General features: G+C 47.2%; 17 protein-coding genes. 12 read left to right on the top strand and 5 right to left on the bottom strand.

Translation table 11 applies throughout. From position 1 onward, the window contains the following. The first annotated feature begins 181 nt into the window (after positions 1-181). A complete protein-coding gene (aqpZ, locus tag ABJ081_03705; protein ID MEP6355766.1) occupies positions 182-880 on the top strand; it encodes an aquaporin Z in 699 nt (232 codons plus the stop codon). A gap of 34 nt (positions 881-914) precedes the next feature. On the opposite strand, the gene ABJ081_03700 is transcribed toward aqpZ, so the two are convergent. Beyond that, entirely contained in the window at positions 915-3,545 is a 2,631-nt protein-coding gene (locus ABJ081_03700; GenBank protein MEP6355765.1) for a UvrD-helicase domain-containing protein, read from the bottom strand. Between the two features lie 129 nt (positions 3,546-3,674). Next, entirely contained in the window at positions 3,675-5,363 is a 1,689-nt protein-coding gene (locus ABJ081_03695) for a chloride channel protein (protein ID MEP6355764.1), read from the bottom strand. Positions 5,364-5,505: 142 nt separating this feature from the next. On the opposite strand from ABJ081_03695, the gene ABJ081_03690 reads away from it, so the two are divergent. Further along, positions 5,506-6,900 carry an FAD-linked oxidase C-terminal domain-containing protein gene (locus ABJ081_03690; protein ID MEP6355763.1) on the top strand — a complete coding sequence of 465 codons (1,395 nt, stop codon included), beginning with the start codon at positions 5,506-5,508 and terminating at the stop codon, positions 6,898-6,900. A gap of 13 nt (positions 6,901-6,913) precedes the next feature. Here ABJ081_03690 and ABJ081_03685 read toward each other — a convergent pair whose 3' ends face one another. Beyond that, positions 6,914-8,302 carry a diguanylate cyclase gene (locus tag ABJ081_03685; GenBank protein ID MEP6355762.1) on the bottom strand — a complete coding sequence of 463 codons (1,389 nt, stop codon included), beginning with the start codon at positions 8,300-8,302 and terminating at the stop codon, positions 6,914-6,916. A 303-nt stretch (positions 8,303-8,605) separates the two neighbouring features. Here ABJ081_03685 and ABJ081_03680 point away from each other — a divergent pair, with 303 nt between their 5' ends. From ABJ081_03680 to ABJ081_03650, 7 genes are all read left to right on the top strand, one after another. Beyond that, a complete protein-coding gene (locus ABJ081_03680; GenBank protein MEP6355761.1) occupies positions 8,606-8,920 on the top strand; it encodes a DUF2853 family protein in 315 nt (104 codons plus the stop codon). A gap of 122 nt (positions 8,921-9,042) precedes the next feature. Beyond that, a complete protein-coding gene (locus ABJ081_03675) occupies positions 9,043-9,837 on the top strand; it encodes a thymidylate synthase (protein ID MEP6355760.1) in 795 nt (264 codons plus the stop codon). Positions 9,838-9,840: 3 nt separating this feature from the next. Continuing rightward, positions 9,841-10,359: a dihydrofolate reductase gene (locus ABJ081_03670; protein ID MEP6355759.1), complete on the top strand. Its 519-nt coding sequence runs from the start codon at positions 9,841-9,843 to the stop codon at positions 10,357-10,359. 227 nt (positions 10,360-10,586) lie between these two features. After that, positions 10,587-11,720, top strand: coding sequence for an FtsH protease activity modulator HflK (hflK, locus tag ABJ081_03665; GenBank protein MEP6355758.1), 1,134 nt, complete (start codon positions 10,587-10,589; stop codon positions 11,718-11,720). After that, positions 11,720-12,628, top strand: coding sequence for a protease modulator HflC (locus ABJ081_03660; protein ID MEP6355757.1), 909 nt, complete (start codon positions 11,720-11,722; stop codon positions 12,626-12,628). Before hflK ends, ABJ081_03660 begins: the two co-directional genes overlap by 1 nt. A gap of 13 nt (positions 12,629-12,641) precedes the next feature. Beyond that, positions 12,642-12,827: a DUF2065 domain-containing protein gene (locus tag ABJ081_03655; protein ID MEP6355756.1), complete on the top strand. Its 186-nt coding sequence runs from the start codon at positions 12,642-12,644 to the stop codon at positions 12,825-12,827. 123 nt (positions 12,828-12,950) lie between these two features. Next, positions 12,951-14,456 carry a Do family serine endopeptidase gene (locus ABJ081_03650; protein MEP6355755.1) on the top strand — a complete coding sequence of 502 codons (1,506 nt, stop codon included), beginning with the start codon at positions 12,951-12,953 and terminating at the stop codon, positions 14,454-14,456. 21 nt (positions 14,457-14,477) lie between these two features. On the opposite strand, the gene serB is transcribed toward ABJ081_03650, so the two are convergent. After that, positions 14,478-15,362 (bottom strand): phosphoserine phosphatase SerB, encoded by an 885-nt coding sequence (gene serB / locus ABJ081_03645; GenBank protein ID MEP6355754.1) that lies wholly within the window; start codon positions 15,360-15,362, stop codon positions 14,478-14,480. Positions 15,363-15,378: 16 nt separating this feature from the next. On the opposite strand from serB, the gene miaA reads away from it, so the two are divergent. Further along, positions 15,379-16,293 carry a tRNA (adenosine(37)-N6)-dimethylallyltransferase MiaA gene (gene miaA, locus ABJ081_03640; GenBank protein MEP6355753.1) on the top strand — a complete coding sequence of 305 codons (915 nt, stop codon included), beginning with the start codon at positions 15,379-15,381 and terminating at the stop codon, positions 16,291-16,293. Here miaA and ABJ081_03635 read toward each other — a convergent pair. Further along, the gene (locus tag ABJ081_03635; protein ID MEP6355752.1) at positions 16,290-16,808 is read right to left on the bottom strand and encodes a cytochrome P460 family protein; all 519 of its coding nucleotides are present in this window, start codon (positions 16,806-16,808) and stop codon (positions 16,290-16,292) included. The two genes, miaA and ABJ081_03635, sit on opposite strands and share 4 nt — an antisense overlap. A gap of 159 nt (positions 16,809-16,967) precedes the next feature. Between ABJ081_03635 and ABJ081_03630 the strand changes: the two genes are divergently transcribed. Both ABJ081_03630 and ABJ081_03625 read left to right on the top strand, forming a co-directional pair. Further along, complete coding sequence (locus ABJ081_03630) at positions 16,968-17,432, top strand: MarR family transcriptional regulator (protein ID MEP6355751.1); 465 nt, start codon at positions 16,968-16,970, stop codon at positions 17,430-17,432. 182 nt (positions 17,433-17,614) lie between these two features. Further along, positions 17,615-18,037, top strand: a complete 423-nt coding sequence (locus tag ABJ081_03625) for a L,D-transpeptidase (protein MEP6355750.1) — start codon at positions 17,615-17,617, stop codon at positions 18,035-18,037. Positions 18,038-18,043: the final 6 nt, after the last annotated feature.

Raw genomic sequence — 18,043 nt, 5'->3', positions numbered from 1 at the left:
GCCCTGTTTGAAGGGATACACACCCTTGGTGCAGGCGATGTTTATGCCGCATGTCTTCTAATTTGCTCTATGGTGTGCGCTTTCAGCCATATACAATCCTGAGTTGCATTATTTAGTAATCTTACTATTATTATTTCCTATTACTACCCAATGGTGGGTTCGTTAATGAGGGGAGAATACCATGATAAATAAATTAGCAGCGGAATCGTTTGGAACGTTTTGGTTGGTCTTTGGGGGGTGCGGCAGTGCTGTATTAGCAGCTGGTGTGCCGGAGCTAGGTATCGGATTCGCTGGCGTATCGCTGGCCTTTGGTCTGACTGTTTTGACAATGGCTTATGCTGTTGGGGGCATCTCTGGCGGGCATTTTAATCCTGCTGTCTCATTGGGGCTTGCTGTTGCAGGCAAGTTTGATTGGAAAGACCTTATTCCTTACACAATTGCCCAAGTAGTCGGCGGCGCGCTGGCGGCTTTTCTGCTTTTCATCATTGTTTCTGGCAAGGGTGATTTTTCCGGTGTTGGAGGTTTTGCATCCAATGGGTATGGCGCGCATTCACCGGGCGGTTTTTCGCTTCTATCGGCTCTTGTTATCGAAGTTGTGCTGACCGCCTTCTTCTTGATAATCATTCTGGGTTCTACCAGTAAACTGGCTCCAGCCGGATTTGCACCAATCGCCATAGGGCTGGCGTTGACGCTTATTCATCTGATTTCTATTCCGGTGACAAATACATCAGTTAACCCAGCGCGTTCAACCGCTGTTGCTTTATTTGCAGATGGTTGGGCGTTGCAGCAACTATGGCTTTTCTGGGCGGCACCGCTAGCGGGCGCTGCGATTGGTGCTATTTTATGGAAAGCACTTTTGTCAGGTAAGTCAGAGAGTTAATAAAAGCGGGGGCAGGCGACTGCTCCCGTTTCTTTTAATGACGTTCTAAAAAGCTGTCTAAGACACGTTTTTGTCCAGCTTTTTCAAAGTCGATGGTTAGCTTGTTACCGTCGATGGCTGCGACCTGTCCGTAACCGAACTTGAGATGGAAGACACGCTCGCCTATAGCAAAGTCTGATTTCACCTTTTTAGTGGTTTTGGCAAAAGCCTTGCCTTCGATTAATGGTGAACTGACTTTTTTCTTTTGCCCGCGATAACCGCCACTCTCCGAGAAGGCTTCTTTGTCTGCGTTGTTTTTTTGGGCGCGTTGCCAGCCCGGTGTGGCATAGGTGTTTTGGAACGGATCGCGCAGATCAAAGCGCGATGAGCCATATTGACCAGCTGAAGAACCAGCCCCATAGCCGCTGTAGGATTGACCGCTTTCGACAATTTCCACATGGTCTGCAGGCAGTTCATCGAGGAAGCGGGAAGGAATGGAAGATTGCCATAATCCATGAATGCGGCGGTTAGAGGTGAACCATATTTTAGCGCGTTTCTTGGCGCGTGTGACGCCGACATAGGCAAGGCGGCGTTCTTCTTCGAGGCCAGCACGGCCACTTTCATCTAGTGCACGTTGATGGGGAAAGAGGCCTTCTTCCCAACCAGGCAAAAACACTGTGTCGAACTCAAGCCCCTTGGCAGAATGGAGTGTCATCAGCGAGACGGCATCGAGCGCCTCATTATTGTCGCGGTCCATCACCAGCGAGATATGCTCAAGAAAGCCTTCCATGCTCTCAAACTCTTCCATGGAGCGGATCAATTCTTTGAGGTTATCAAGGCGTCCAGGTGCATCGGCAGAGCGGTCATTTTGCCACATTTCTGTATAGCCGCTTTCATCGAGAATGATTTCGGCCACTTCCGTGTGTGACATGTTCTCGATTTGCTGGTTCCAGCGCGCGAAGCTTTCCATCAAACCGCGTAAGGTTGTGCGCTGTTTGGGTTTTAATTCTTCGGTCTGCACAAGTTCCATGACAGCCTGCATCATGGGAATATTGCGCGCACGCGCTGTGTCATGGATGAGGCGGATGGTGGCATCGCCCAGTCCGCGTTTTGGCTTGTTGACGATGCGCTCAAATGCCAGATCATCAGCGGGTTGTACGATTGCGCGAAAATAAGCCAGCGCATCGCGGATCTCCATGCGCTCATAAAAGCGCGGACCGCCAATGACACGGTAGTTGAGGCCAAGGGTCACAAAACGATCTTCGAACTCGCGCATTTGAAATGAAGCGCGCACTAAAATCGCAATATCATTCAAGCTGCTGCCTTGGCGCTCTATTTGTTCTATTTCCTCACCAATTGAACGGGCTTCTTCTTCGGAATCCCATGCAGAGGCAACATAGACTTTTTCTTCGTCCTCACCGGTCTTGTCTGTGAATAGAGTTTTGCCGAGCCTGTCTTCATTGTGGCTGATGAGATGAGAAGCGGTGGCGAGGATGTGGCTGGTGGAGCGGTAATTGCGCTCGAGCTTTATGATCTTTGCGCCAGGGAAGTCTTTTTCAAAACGTAGGATATTATCAACCTCAGCCCCGCGCCAGCCATATATCGATTGGTCGTCATCACCAACGCAGCATATGTTGGCTTTGTTTGAGCTCGCGCCAGAAGCTTCGCTTTGGCTGCGCATGCACGCGGCGGTTGCCGCGTCGGCCTCTTCGGCCGTGAGCTTGCTGCGCTCGCTCGGTTTTTGAGCTAAGAGGCGCAGCCACATATATTGCGAGACATTGGTGTCTTGATATTCGTCGACCAGAATATAACGAAAGCGGGTTTGGTACTTTGTGAGCACGTCTGGATTTTCTTTAAACAGGCGCAGACATTCCATGAGCAAATCACCGAAGTCGCAGGCGTTGAGTGTTTTTAGGCGTGCTTGATAAGCTTCATAAAGCTTGCGGCCCTTGCCATTGCCAAATGCGCGGGCTTCACCTTCTGGCAACATGGACGGTATGAGGCCTTTGTTTTTCCAGCCGTCGATTTGATTGGCAAATTGGCGTGCGGGCCAGCGTTTAATATCGATGTCTTCTGCATTGATGAGCTGCTTCAATAAACGTATTTGGTCGTCTGTATCCAAAATCGTGAAGTTTGATTTGAGGCCGACAAGTTCTGCATGGCGGCGCAGGATTTTGACGCAGATAGAATGGAAGGTGCCAAGCCATTGCATGCCCTCCACGCCATCACCAATCATTGAGGCGATGCGATGTTTCATCTCTCTCGCGGCTTTGTTGGTGAAGGTGACCGCGAGAATTTGATACGGGGTGGCTTTGCCTGTCGCCAAGATATGGCCGATACGTGTGGTGAGGACGCGGGTTTTGCCGGTTCCAGCTCCAGCCAATACCAGCACTGGCCCATCGAGGCTTTCCACTGCATCGCGCTGTTCAGGGTTTAGACCATTTAAATAGTCGGCGTTGTGGCCGATAGAACGCGCGGCGAGGGCACGCGCTGCGATGCCGCTATTAAGTGAAGGGGCGTCATTGCTCGGCGCGGGTGCAACAGATGTATCTTGCGGGCCGTGATCTTGCCTCTCATCATCAAAGGCTTCCGGTGGCAGGTTTGCACCATCGTGTAAAGGCACATCATCCCAGCTCGATGGGGGGCTTAGTGTCTCATTGTCGGGCTTGGTTGGATGACGGCTCATGAATGTGCTTTAGATTTCGAATCTCTATTAGTGAGACACTATAGCAACATTCATTTGACAAGCAGAAGGCAACTCATGCGCTTGTGGTTCTTATCCAATGAATAATGCGATCATCAAGAGGCTAATCTCTTATCGATGTTCTTCTTCGCTTGCATTGATGAGGGCTGAGTTGAAACGACTGAGGACGTCGACGTGAACCACGAAGGCGAGAACTTTGGTGGCATCCCCAGGGTCAACGACAGGGATGCGATGGTTGTCGCTTGTATCGAACGAGCGCAAAGCTGTCTCTAATGTATCGCCAGGGCGTAAATAGGTCTCCCCGCTGCCTGGGTCAAAGGGTTCCACCTCTTCGTCATCGGCAAGTGGGCGCATGATTTCGCCGACATAGGTGTTTTTGCCGAGATATTTGTGTGGTCCTTCCTGCACGAATAGCCCGCGCATTTCTAATTGCCAGTGGAAGAACGAACGCCCATGCAAGGCTTGTGTTAAGCCATGGGAAATAGCGATCGTTATAAGCAAAGCAATGGTTAGCGTATAGCCGCCAGTCAGCTCGAAAACGATTAAAACGGTTGAGATTGGAGCGCCAATAACGCTGGCCGCCACTGCGCCCATGCCGAGAATGGCATAAACACCGCCGCTCGATGCCAGATCAGGCGAGAAACCTGCTGCTACCAGTCCAAAGGCTCCGCCTGTCATGGCGCCAAGATAAAGGGCGGGCGAAAAGACGCCACCTCCAAAGCGCGAGGCGAGTGTTATGGCGGTGGCCACTGTTTTTAAGATGAGCAAGCTTATGAGAATAGTGAGAGTCAGTTGACCATGAAGGGCTTGGTTGGTTGCCTCATATCCTACCCCCAGTATTTCAGGGTAGAACATGGCAATAAAGCCGATCAAAAGCCCTCCAAGGACAGGGCGCATCCATAGGCGTATGTTAATGTGGCGGGCGGTCCAGTCGGCACCGACTAATGTTGCCTGAAAGGCAATTGCAACAAGCGCGCAAACAACACCCAGAAGCGCGAAGGCAGGGAATTCCCAATAAGATGTAATTTGATAATCGGGGATGATAAAGGCGGCGGTTTCTCCGAAGTACAGCCTTGAGATGACTGTGCCGGCAACAGAGGAGATGACGATAGGCACAAAAGCGCTGGCGGCATAATGTCCAAGGATAACTTCATGGGCAAATAAAACACCGGCAATGGGTGCGTTAAAGGATGCGGATACAGCTGAGGCGACACCGCACGCCAACATAATGCGGGTGCCACGTCCACCCATTCCAAGTTTTTCGGAAAAGAAGGTGGAAATGGTGGCACCAAGATGAACAACTGGACCTTCACGGCCGGAACTTGCACCAAAGCCGAGAGAAGTGGCGGAGATCAGCGCGCTATAGATACCTTGTCTGAACGATAGGCGCTGGGTGGTTTGGGCGCGCGCAGCTATGACATCTGGCACACCTAAAGCGCGTTTTCCTATCATGAGTTTTTCAAGCATAATACCGACAATCAGGCCGCCAATTGTCGGGGTGATGAGAATTACCCACCAAGGTTGTTTGCGGGCTGCTGTTGCCACAAATTCGCTCATGTCTTGAAGCCAGATTAATTGAAAAAGCCCAAGGAGTTCACGAAAACCTATTGTGGCTATACCCACACATGTTCCAGCGATAAGACCAAAAAGCCATAGTGTTGGCTGACGGGTGGTTTGGTAATAGGTCAGGTTGGGCTTTATCCACTGGATAACAACCGCAAATAAAGGCAATGCCAGTATGGATAAGATACGGGCCTTGATGGGGTTTTCGCGTGGTGGTTTCTGTTCTGGCGGCGTCATAATCTAAATTCAGAATCTCTCTTTCTTTTTAAAGGGTACGCCTGACGGCGAGCGAAAGCAAAAAATGATTAGGGTCAAGCGCAAAAGAATTTGCAAAATTTCATTTAATCCTCAGGATAAACAAAATGCAGGAGGGAAGCTGATGAGTTCTGTGGATGAAAGAAACATTTCGGGTGTTGAGACGGCCATCGATGTTTTGCGTCAACGTTTTGCCGATAGGCTTTCTACCGCGCAATCTGTGCGTGAACAGCATGGGCACACAACAACATTTCTCTCCAACCAAGCTCCTGATGCGGTTATTTTTGTGCATTCCACGCAAGAGGTGGCCGAGATTGTGAAAACTTGCGGGCATTATAATGTGCCGGTGATTGCTTTTGGTGCGGGTACTTCTCTTGAAGGTCATGTGAATGCACCTTTTGGCGGTATTTGTGTGGATTTGTCGCATATGAATGAGGTGATTGAGGTTTATCCTGAAGACTTTGATTGCACGGTTCAAGCGGGAATTACTCGCAAAGAACTCAATATTTATTTGCGTGATACGGGGTTGTTTTTTCCTATTGATCCGGGCGCTGATGCGAGCCTTGGCGGCATGGCATCAACGCGCGCCTCTGGCACTAATGCTGTTCGTTATGGGACGATGCGCGATAATGTCATTTCGCTCACTGCGGTGATGGCTGATGGGCGCATTATTAAGACTGCGAAACGGACACGAAAATCTTCTGCCGGTTATGATTTGACGCGGCTTTTGATAGGGGCTGAGGGTACGCTTGGGATTATCACTGAATTGACACTTCGCCTTTATGGAATACCTGAAGCGGTATCGGGTGGTTCATGTTCTTTCCCGACAGAAGAGGCGGCTTGTAATGCCGTTATTGAAACCATGCAGATGGGTATACCTGTGGCGCGTATTGAGCTTCTTGATACAATGCAAGTGAAGGCGGTGAACGCTTATTCGAAGCTTGCTTTGCGTGAAGAGCCACTTTTGCTTTTGGAGTTTCATGGCTCTGTTACGGGCGTTCGTGAGCAAGCTGATATGTTCGCTGAGATTGTCACTGAACACGGTGGTGGTGAATTTATCTGGACCACGGATGACGAAGAGCGGACAAAGCTGTGGCAGGCACGACATGATGCTTACTGGGCCGCTTTGCAGCTTGCCCCTAGCAAAAAAGCTATTGCAACTGATGTCTGCGTTCCAATTTCCAGATTAGCTGAATGTATGGTGGAGACTCAAAAAGATATCGCAGATCAAGGTTTTCTGGCGCCAATCGTTGGGCATGTTGGCGATGGTAATTTTCATGTGCTTGTTTTACTGGACGAAAACAATCCAGCCGAGGTTGCAGCGGTCGAGGCCTTTGTGTCTCGTCTTAATAAGCGTGCTTTAGCTATGGACGGTACCTGTACGGGCGAACACGGAATAGGACAAGGCAAACAAAAATATCTGGTTGATGAAATGGGCGATGGTGTGGACTATATGCGCGCCATTAAACAAGCGCTTGATCCGCGGGATATTATGAATCCAGGCAAGATATTGAGCTAAGTAAATTCAATGATTATGCTGCTTTTGTAACGTAGCAATTACGGCCTTGTCTTTTGGCTGTATACAGCGCTTCGTCGGCACGAGCCAAGGCTGTGTCTACCGTATCTTCGCGGTATGAGAACATAATTAATCCAGCGCTCATTGTAATGGAAATATCAACACCTTTAACGCGTATTGGTTGGTCTGATGTTATCTTGAGAAGACGCTCAACAACGAGCTCGGCCCCATTATCATCGCATTGAGGTAGAAGAATTGCGAATTCTTCTCCGCCGATTCTTGCAAGTTGATCATACTCCCGCAATTCGATATTCCAACGCTTTACCAGTTCGACCAAAACCTGATCGCCTGCTGCATGCCCAAACACATCATTAATTTTTTTGAAATGATCGATATCAATTAAGATCAATGCGCCTGGTGTGTTCGACCGCTGTCCGCGGTTGATTTCGCCGTTGACCAGATCAACAAAGCGACGACGGTTCAAACAGTTCGTTAGGCCGTCGGTCCATGCAAGGCGAGATAGTTCTCTTTGCTGTCGTTTTAACTGTGTAATGTCTACTCGGAAACCGACCATGCCGCCTTCACTTGTGCGGCGTTCTTGAATGCGCAACCAACGGTCACCCGGCAATTGTTGCTCAAGGGTACTGTTCGATTCGCGATGCCGCTCTAATCTATTTTCAATCCAGGCTTCTTCATTGCCAATGGCTTCTGGATATTGGCCGCATTCGACACCTTTGCGAATCATATCGCTAAAGAGCATGCCGGGTAACAAGTGTTCTGCTGTCTCGGAATAGAGATCTTTATAACGTTGATTGCACATGACGAGTTTATCGTCTTTATCAAAAAGTACAAAACCATCTGGTATGGTCTCAACCGCATCAATCAATCGTTCTTCAGCCTTGATTGCGCGCTGAGTTGTTTGGTGTAGTTCTATTAGCTCTGTCGCCATTGCGGCAAGATCAGTTAAGAGAATTCTTTCATCTGCACTCAAGCTTCTAGGCTTGGTGTCAATAATGCTGAGTGTTCCTAAATTGTAAGTGTTATTGACGCAAAGGGGAGCGCCTGCGTAAAAACGAACATTAGGACCTCCCAGTACAAGTGGGTTATCAGCATAGCGCGGATCTTTTGTCGCGTCTTTTATTTCTAATATCGCATTACTACAGATTGCATGTGAACAAAAACCATGGTCACGTGGCATTTGTGAAATATCAACGCCGACCTTAGCCTTAAACCATTGCTGATCTGCACCGACGAAATTAACGAGAGCAATAGGCATGTCGAGTGTATGGGAGGCGATGCGAGTAATACGATTGAAGGCTTCTTCTTGTAACGTATCCAATATGCGCAGTGATTCGAGTTGGTTTAACCGATCATGCTCGTTGTCGGGTAATGGATAATCACGCATTTTATTCATCTATAGATAGGCTGGTTAACGCTGTTAATTTCAAATTATGGTTCTACTAGCAAAGTATTTATAAGACATTAACCATATCAATCTGAGGTTGTATTTTGACGGTTTTCTGAGCGATTTTAGGAAAGAACATTTAATCAAATACCGAGAAAATACGAATTTTTGCACTTATAAGTTGTGGGTTTGGTGTATCTATACTTGAAATGAAGATCAATTAATGTGTTGTTAATTTTCTGTTCAGTATGCAAAATGCATGTTGAACCTTGTCGAGTTCTGATTTTATGAGGAGAATAAATTATGAGTGATTATTTTGGAGACGTGAAAAAGTACGATAGCGGTGCAAGTGAAGAGATTGTCAAAAAGATTGTCAAACATCTGGGCATTGCGCTGCGTAATCGTGATTCGTCATTGGTTTCTTGTTCTGACGATAAAGAACTTGGACGAGTGCGCGACGGTTGGATGAAGAAAAAGCTTGGCCAAAGCGATGGCGCTGCTGCCGATAAAGTCATTGCTCGAGTATGTGAGATCATGAAACCTTCTAAATCCAATAAATCACGGGTTACTTTCTATTATCTTTGCGCAAAAGAAGTTGGAAAACTCGGCGACCTGTAAGGTTCTAAGTCCCGCAAACTTTTGAAAGCTGTGGGTAACAATAAGCATTTAACGAGCGGGTTTGACCCGCTCGTTTTGTTTTTGGCACTGTGGCATGCATTCTCACTGAATTAGGAATTTTCATGCGGCAATACTTGGATTTCATGCGTCATGTGCTTGAAAATGGTGCTGTCAAAGAAGACAGAACTGGTACGGGTACACGCTCTGTTTTCGGTTATCAGATGCGATTTAATCTGGCGGACGGCTTTCCTTTGTTGACAACAAAGAAGTTGCACCTGAGATCAATCATTCACGAGCTTTTATGGTTCTTGAATGGTGATACTAATATTAGCTATCTGAAAGAAAATGGCGTTTCAATATGGGACGATTGGGCAGATGAGGATGGTAATCTGGGGCCGGTCTATGGATACCAATGGCGCTCATGGCCAAAGGCTGATGGCGGTAGTGTAGATCAAATCAGTAAATTGATGGTGCAGATTAAATCAAATCCCGATAGTCGGCGTTTGATTGTATCAGCATGGAATCCGTCGCAAGTGGACGATATGGCTTTGCCGCCATGTCACTCGCTTTTTCAGTTTTATGTGGCTGATGGCAAGCTGTCGTGTCAGCTTTATCAGCGCTCGGCTGATATCTTTTTAGGTGTGCCATTTAATATCGCGTCTTACGCACTTTTAACATTGATGGTTGCGCGCGTGAGCGGGCTACAGCTGGGGGAATTTGTCCATTCTTTTGGTGATGCCCATATTTATGCAAACCATGTTGAGCAAGCAAAAGAACAACTTACCCGTTCGCCGGGCCCCTTGCCTCAAATGTTAATTAAAGACCGAGGGCAGGGGATTTTCGATTTCACCTATGATGATTTTGAGTTGGTTGATTATGTTGCCGCACCTCATATTAAAGCGCCTGTGGCGGTATAAGGTATGGGTGATATCACAATTTCACTGATAGCAGCGGTTGCTGGCAATAATGTTATTGGTGCAGATAATGATATGCCGTGGCGGCTTTCGACCGACTTGAAACGGTTTAAAGCGGTGACGATGGGCAAGCCGATCATCATGGGTCGGCGCACATTTGAAAGCGTCGGTAAGGCATTGCCAGGCCGGTTGAATGTCGTGGTTACTCGAAATCAATCACTTAAGCTTGAGGGTGCTGTTCTTTCCAACTCGCTTGATGATGCGATCATCATTGCAAAAGTCGAGGCGTTCAAAACCGGGCAGGATGAATTGATGATTACTGGTGGTGGTCAGATTTATGCGAGTGCAATGGAATATGCGGATCGATTGTACATCACGCATGTGGATGCTACCCCAAACGGGGACACGTATTTTCCAAAAATTGATGAAGAAGAGTGGAAAATAGTTTTTGAAGAGGAAGTGCCGCGTGGCGAAAAAGACAATGCGGCGACAATATATCGTATTTATGAGCGTAAAGTGGCTTGAATTTACCTTGTTTCTACCCAAATGGGGCTCATGACTTTCCTTTATCTACAAAATGGCCATATTCTATAGGAGAGCGTTTAGCTGTTAATGTGCGTTGTAAGCATGCGAAACCTAACCTATAAAGCCCTAAATTTATCTGAAACTATTCTGTTTTTAGGTTTACTTAGGACGAGCAACTGGGATTGATAAATAATCATAACAATCCCCAACACTTGAGGAATAACTGAATGCCTTGGAGCAATAATAATGGCGGCGGCGGCAATAAAGGCCCTTGGGGCAATGGCGGCGGTAATGGCGGTGGCCCATGGGGCAATGGTCCTTCAGGTGGCAATGGTGGCGGTGGTGGCAATCAACCACCTGATCTGGAAGAAATGCTGCGCAGGGGGCAAGACCGCATCAAACAGGTAATGCCTGGCGGCGGCGACAAACCCAATATGTTTATGATGGCTTTAATAGGTATCTTCGCGATTGGTTTATGGCTGACGCAGTCCTTTTATCAAATCCAGCCAAATCAACTTGGTGTTGAATTATTGTTCGGTAAGCCGAAGACTGAGATTTCCAATCAGGGATTGCATTTTCATTGGTGGCCGTTTGAAACAGTAGAAGTGGCACAGGTGAGTGAAAATCGCATTGTGATTGGTGGTGTCTCAACACGTGGTTCTGCTGGTGCTGGGCTCATGCTTTCAGGTGATCAAAATATTGTGGAAGTCGAATTTGCCGCTTTGTGGCAGATGGTCGACCCTCAGGCTTTCTTGTTCAATGTTGAAGACCCTCAAGAGATGGTAACGAAAGTCGCTGAAAGCGCTATGCGTGAGGTGGTTGGTCGTGGTCTGGCGCAGGATATTTTCCGTGACAAACGAGCGGCAATTTCTGAAGAAGTGCGGGCTATTACGCAAGCAACGCTTGAAAGTTATGGCACAGGTATTCAAATCAACCGGATCACAATCGAAAACGTGGCGCCGCCACGCGAAGTGGCTGATGCTTTTGATGAAGTGCAACGTGCTGAGCAGGACGAAGATCGTTTTGTTGAAGAAGCAAACCGTTATTCAAACCAAAAACTGGGTGCAGCACGTGGTGAATCTGCCAGTATCCGTGAGGGTGCGGCGGCTTATAAAAAACGTGTTGTTGAAGAAGCAAACGGTGAAGCACAGCGTTTTGTGTCTATTTATGATGAATATTCAAAAGCGCCGGACGTAACACGTAAACGCTTGTTCTTGGAGACAATGGAGCGCGTCTTGCGCAGTTCTAATAAAGTCATACTTGGTGGTGAATCAGGTGGTCAGGGCGTTGTTCCTTACCTGCCATTGCCTGAAATTCAAAAGCGAGCAAAAGACTCTACAAATACAAATGAAGGACAATAATCATGGCCAACCGTTTTCCTTTAATTTTAGGCGCATTGCTTATTCTCTTCTTTATCGTTTATTCGTCGGTCTTTGTTATCAACGAGCGACAGCAGGCGCTGGTTTTGAGATTTGGTGAGATCAAACGTATCATCAAAGAGCCTGGTCTATATTTCAAAGTTCCAACCAATATTGTTGAAACAGTTCAAGTTGTAGAAGATCGGTTTATTCGTCTCGACCTTGAAGATATTACACTTCAAGTGAGTGGTGGTAAATTCTATGTGGTTGATGCCTTCGTGGTGTATCGCATTGAAGATTTGTCGCTGTTTAAAGAGCGTGCATCCGGTAGCATTCAACAGGCAGAGCGCCTTTTAAGAACCCGTCTTAATGATGGATTGCGTGATGTTTATGGTCGTCGTGGCTTTGAGGCCGCTCTTTCAGAAGAACGCAATGAAATGATGCTTGAGGTACGCCAGCTCCTTATTCCACAGGTGAAGGCCTTTGGTATGAAGGTTGTTGATGTGCGGGTACGTCGTACGGATTTGACCGCAGAAGTCTCGCAACAAACATTTGACCGTATGTCGGCTGAACGTTTGGCCGAAGCTGAAAGACTGCGTGCGCGCGGTCGTGAGGCGGAGCAGCGTATCAAAGCGATCGCAGACCGTCAGGCAGTTGAAGTTGTGGCTGAGGCCAATCGTGATAGCGAAATTCTTCGTGGTCAAGGTGATGCAGAGCGGAACCGTTTGTTCGCGGAGGCGTTTGGCCGTGATCCTGAATTCTTCGAGTTTTATCGCTCTATGAGTGCTTATGAAAATGCGATTGAAGGCACGGATACAACGCTTGTCTTGTCTCCTGATTCTGAGTTTTTCCGTTACTTTAAAAACGATGGGGCAACCCGTCCGGATTTGCCATCAGCAAGCGGCAACTAGGTAGGGTTTGAGGGTGAGTGATCTTATTGTTGGTCTTGCCCTCGTTCTTGTGATTGAGGGGATCGTCTATGCGGCGTTCCCCGATCAAACAAAAGCGATGATGGCTCGTTTTTTACAGATGCCATCATCATCATTAAGGACGGGCGGCTTGGTCGCTCTTGGCGCCGGCGTTTTCATCGTTTGGTTGATGCGCGGCTAAAAAGTGACTGTTGAACTGCGGAAAAATCATTTTATTTATCAAAAGCACGTTATGTCGCGTTGATATGCAATCCATTTAGCATCATGTTATAAATCAACATGACACCTTGAAGGATGCACTTAGATGAGCGCGCAGATATCAGCCGCATTTGGCAAAAAATTTTCCTATTTGATCCCGTTACTTGCGGCATTTGCTCTCCTTATATCAACAAGCGGTCAGAGTGTTCGCGCTCATAATGGTCCAGACTCCATTGCTGATCTGGCTGAAACTTTGCTTGATGCAGTGGTGAATATTTCAACAGCGACTAATGTTGGTGGTGAGGCAAGACGCAACCGTGGACCGCAGCGCCCTGAAGCCCCTGATGGTTCGCCTTTCGAAGAGTTTTTTGATGAGTTTTTTGAGCGTCAAGAAAGAGGCCAAGGGCGTCAAAGACGCGTGCAATCTTTAGGGTCAGGCTTTGTTATCGACTCATCCGGCATCATCATTACCAATAATCATGTGATTGAAGGTGCTGATGAAATTACAATCAATTTTGCTAATGGAGACGCGTTGATTGCGGAGCTTGTTGGCACGGATAAAAAAACTGATTTGGCGGTTTTGAAAGTTAAATCTGACAAGCCTTTGCCTTTTGTGAATTTTGGCTCGTCTGAAAAAATGCGGGTTGGCGATTGGGTGATGGCGATTGGTAATCCGTTCGGCCTTTCCAGTTCACTTTCTGCGGGCATTGTGTCTGCGATTAATCGCGACATAAATTCTGGCCCTTATGATAATTTCATTCAAACCGATGCTGCGATCAATAAAGGTAATTCAGGTGGCCCGCTGTTTAACGAAAAGGGCGAAGTGATTGGTATTAATACAGCAATTTTCTCGCCTTCAGGCGGTGGTTCCGTCGGGGTTGGTTTTTCTGTTCCTAGTGACACGGCTGTAGCTGTTATTTCTCAGTTGCGGGAATTTGGTGAAACCCGTCGTGGTTGGTTGGGCGTGCGCATTCAACAGGTCACGGAAGATATTGCGGTTGGTCTTGAGCTTGGCGAACCGCGCGGCGCGCTGGTGGCAGGCGTGACAGCAACAGGGCCGGCAGAGGCTGCTGGTATTGCGGCTGGTGATGTAGTCGTTACCTTTGATGGCCGCCCTGTCAAAGAGATGAAAGATTTGCCTCGTATGGTTGCTGATACGCCGGTTGGTGAAGCCGTTGATGTGGAGGTTTTCCGGAAAGGAAAAACACTGAAATTCAAGGTTGACCTTGGCCGTTTGGAAGAGGGCGAGAAACTGGCGAATAATGATTCAACCCGCTTAGGCACTGAAAAAGAAAAGCCAAATTCGGATGATCCGACTGTTATATTGGGTATGACCGTCACTGAGCTAACAGAAGAATTGCGGGAAAAATATAAAGTTGCCGATAGCATCAAAGGACTCGTGATTACGCATGTCGAGACGGATTCTAAAGCCGCTGAAAAAGGCGTGTTGGTCGGCGAAGTCGTCATGGAAGTTGGCCAAAGCATTGTAGAAACACGCGACGCTATTGTGGCGCGGCTTGAAGCGTTAAAACAAGAAGACAGAAAGTCAGTCCTCTTTTTGATGTCAGGTATTGATGGTGAACTGAGATTTGTTGCCATTAAAACAGAATAGAACTTGATACCGGCTTGCGCCCTAAGTCACAAATTCATTGCTTGAGTAGCCTTGTAGATACAACAGAGCTGTCAGGTCGCCGTGGTTGATGGCGATATTGGCCTCTTCAGCGACCTTTGGTTTGGCGTGAACGGCAACGCCTGATCCGGCCAGCTTTATCATGCCAAGATCATTTGCCCCGTCGCCGATCGCCATGACATTTGATGGTGTAATTTTGAGTTTGGCACAGATCTCTTGAACGGCCGCTACTTTTGCATCAGACCCCAGAATTGGCTCCTGCACCATGCCGCTCAATCTGTCTTCTTCGGTGAGTAATGTATTCGCGCGGTTTTCATCAAAACCGAGCATTGCTGCGATGCGGCTGGTGAACATTGTAAAGCCGCCAGAGACAAGAGCGGTATATCCACCTTTCGCCTTCATGGTTTGAACAAGTTGGCGTCCGCCGGCACGCAGTGTGATATGATTTTCGATCACTTCATCGATCTTGGATAGAGGCAGGCCTTTTAAAAGCAGGACGCGTTCGCGAAGGGCGGGGTCAAACTCGATCTCACCGCGCATGGCTCGCTCCGTGATGTTCGACACTTTGTCTTTAATGCCAATGGCATCTGCCAGTTCATCAATGCACTCTTGTTCGATCATAGTGGAATCCATGTCGGCCACCAAAACAGTTTTGCGCCGCTCGCTCGCCTTTTGAATGGCGCAATCGATCTTAAGCGCATTAAGTTGTGGCGCCAGCGCTTGAATGCGCTCGACCTCATTGGCATTGAGATCAAAATCACATGCAGCTTGTTGGTCGAGCCATGAGACGACGATCATACGATCTAAGGCGTCAGCTACCATACCAATGATTTCACCCGTGATTTGTGGATTTCTAGGATCAGATATAAGAGTTGTTACAAGAGACATGAAGGAACTTTACAGAATGAGTGAACGTGCCGTTTTGATAGCGGGACCAACGGCGAGCGGCAAGTCGTCATTGGCATTATTTGAAGCCGATCGCGTAAAGCGTGCAGGTTTGTGTCCAATTATAGTCAATGCGGATTCTATGCAAGTTTATCGTGAATTGCGCATTATTAGCGCGCGACCAAGCGTAGACGATGAAGCGCAGGTGAAGCATGTACTTTATGGATTCGTGTCCTCAAAGGAAGTTTTTAATACTGGCCGCTGGCTGGATGAAATGGGCGAGCTTCTGGCGGGTTTGGCTGAAGATGAACTGCCGATCATTGTTGGCGGAACAGGGCTTTATTTTAAGGCGTTGCTTGAAGGATTTGCGCGCATTCCCGACATAGCTGATGAGGTGCGTGCTGGCTTAAGGGCGCTCTTTTTAGAAGAGAATGCGGAAAAAATGCATCAAAGGCTGGCGGCTGTTGACCCCCAAATGGCTGATAGCTTAAAGCCGACGGATGCCCAGCGCATTTTGCGGGCTCTTGAAGTCTATGAGGCTACAGGCAAATCGATTTTGCATTGGCAACAAGAGGCGCAAGCTTCGCCACTTTTATCAGCGAAAGACTGCCGCAAAATTATTGCCTTGCCTGAGCGCGATGTTCTTTATGAGCGTATTAATGCTCGCTTTGACGCGATGGTGGGTGAGGGCGCGCTTGAGGAGGTTGCAGCGCTTGCCAAATTGCAGCTGGATTGGGACCTGCCAGCTATGAAGGCAATTGGCGTGCCGCAATTTATGGCCCATCTTGAGGGCACAATGCCGTTGGAGGATGCTATTCTTGATGCAAAACAAGAAAGCCGCCGATACGCCAAGAGGCAAATGACATGGCTACGCAATCAGATGGGAGAAGATTGGCAGCGTATCGACGTTGATGATGAAAACAAGCGGAACTAGCGACCTATATGCTGGCCAATATGTTCGAATGAGAAGAGATGGTCTTGTTCTGCCAATGGCGCATGACAGGCTCGGCAGCTATTGAGGTCTTTTTTTGCATCAGTTCCATCAGGTTTAAAGGCTGCAAAATCCCAGTCACCGTTTTTATGTTCTTCGCTGAAATCCTTGCCCCAGCCTTCCTGTTTTTCCATAACTGCTATGATAGCAAGTTTGCCACGGATGCGTTGGCCAAGTTGGCTTTCTATGACATCACCATTTTCGTCTTTTTTTGCTTTATAAACTTCGCCGATGACGATTGACCCATTAGGAAACTTGCCAGAAGCATCCCGACCCTTCATGGCAATATCATTGGCATATAGATGAATTATCTGGTCGTCATTTTGGACTCTATCCAGATTGAGATAATTCGTGAAAGTGGATTGATAGTCAGCAGGCAATGCAATTTTTGTCTCTTCTGCCTGTGCTGTTGTGCTCATAATCAGTGCTGCTAATGCGCTTACAATTGATAACTTCATTTTTTATTATCTTTCTTTGTCGGTGGTTGCATTTTACCGTTATTTTATATTGAGCGATTATATCGTGTGCGATATATTAGGGAAGGTTTGGCTCTATTGTCAATGATGATATAGGCAATTCAACCGTGATGATTGAATTATATTTTTTGGAAGAGGCCTATGCCGCGAACTGTTCTCAACGACGATCTACCTAAAAGCGCAAAAGAGCTTATTTGTTTTTCTATCTATTCCGCAGGCCATGCTTTTAATCGGGCTTATGCGCCTTTGCTTAAGAAGCTTAATCTTACTTATCCGCAATATATTACTTTGACCGTGTTGTGGGAAAAGGATGGCGTGAGCGTTGGCGAACTTTGTGAATATCTCAAATTGGAATCAAGCACTCTTACACCTCTTCTTAAACGCCTTGAAGGTTTGGGTTATGTTGAGAGAAGGCGCGGCAAAACAGATGAGAGACAGGTGTTTGTGTTTTTGACGCATAGCGGATCAGCGCTCGAGAAAGAGGCTGGAGATATTACCAAATGCATCATTGGTCAAACGGGCTATGATTTTGAAACCCTTGATGAGATGGTGAGCTTAATTACATCCCTCAGAGATAATATTATGAGCGCGAAACCAGACGGGTGAGGCTTGGAAGCGCTTAGATGGAATGAATTTAAGCATATCTTGAATAAACACTTAGTCTTCGTGAATTCATTTTTCAGGAGCTAAGTATAAAAAAATAATTTTTGTGTAAGTCTATATTTAAAATGATTTTTATGCATTATTGTATGTGTGGCGGATGTAGTAAGCGTAGTTTTGAGGTTGATATGAGATTATTTATTATAGCATTCATGATTGTATTTGGTTTTATGAGCGCTCCTTCTTGGGCGGCGAGAGTAGAAGCTAAAATTGATCTTTCACAGCAAAAGATGAAAGTTTATCACGGGGGGAAACTGAAATATTCATTTTCTATCTCTTCTGGTAAAAAAGGATTTAGAACACCAACAGGACGATGGGGTGTTACGCGGATGCATAGAAAGTACTTTTCTAAAAAGTATCACGGTGCACCAATGCCAAATTCGATCTTCTTTTATCGCGGTTATGCAATTCATGGCACCAATCAAGTAAGCCGTTTGGGTCGGACTGCATCACACGGTTGTATCCGTTTGGCGCCAGGTAATGCACGTGCCTTGTTCAATCTGGTAAAAGCTAATGGTCGCCATAATTTTCGGGTAAATATTACTCACTAGTGTTGT

It is taken from the genome of Hyphomicrobiales bacterium (assembly GCA_039989895.1).
Taxonomy (GTDB): domain Bacteria; phylum Pseudomonadota; class Alphaproteobacteria; order Rhizobiales; family JACESI01; genus JACESI01.
Note: the sequence above shows the minus strand (reverse complement) of the source record. Positions and strands in the feature narration are given on the sequence as shown.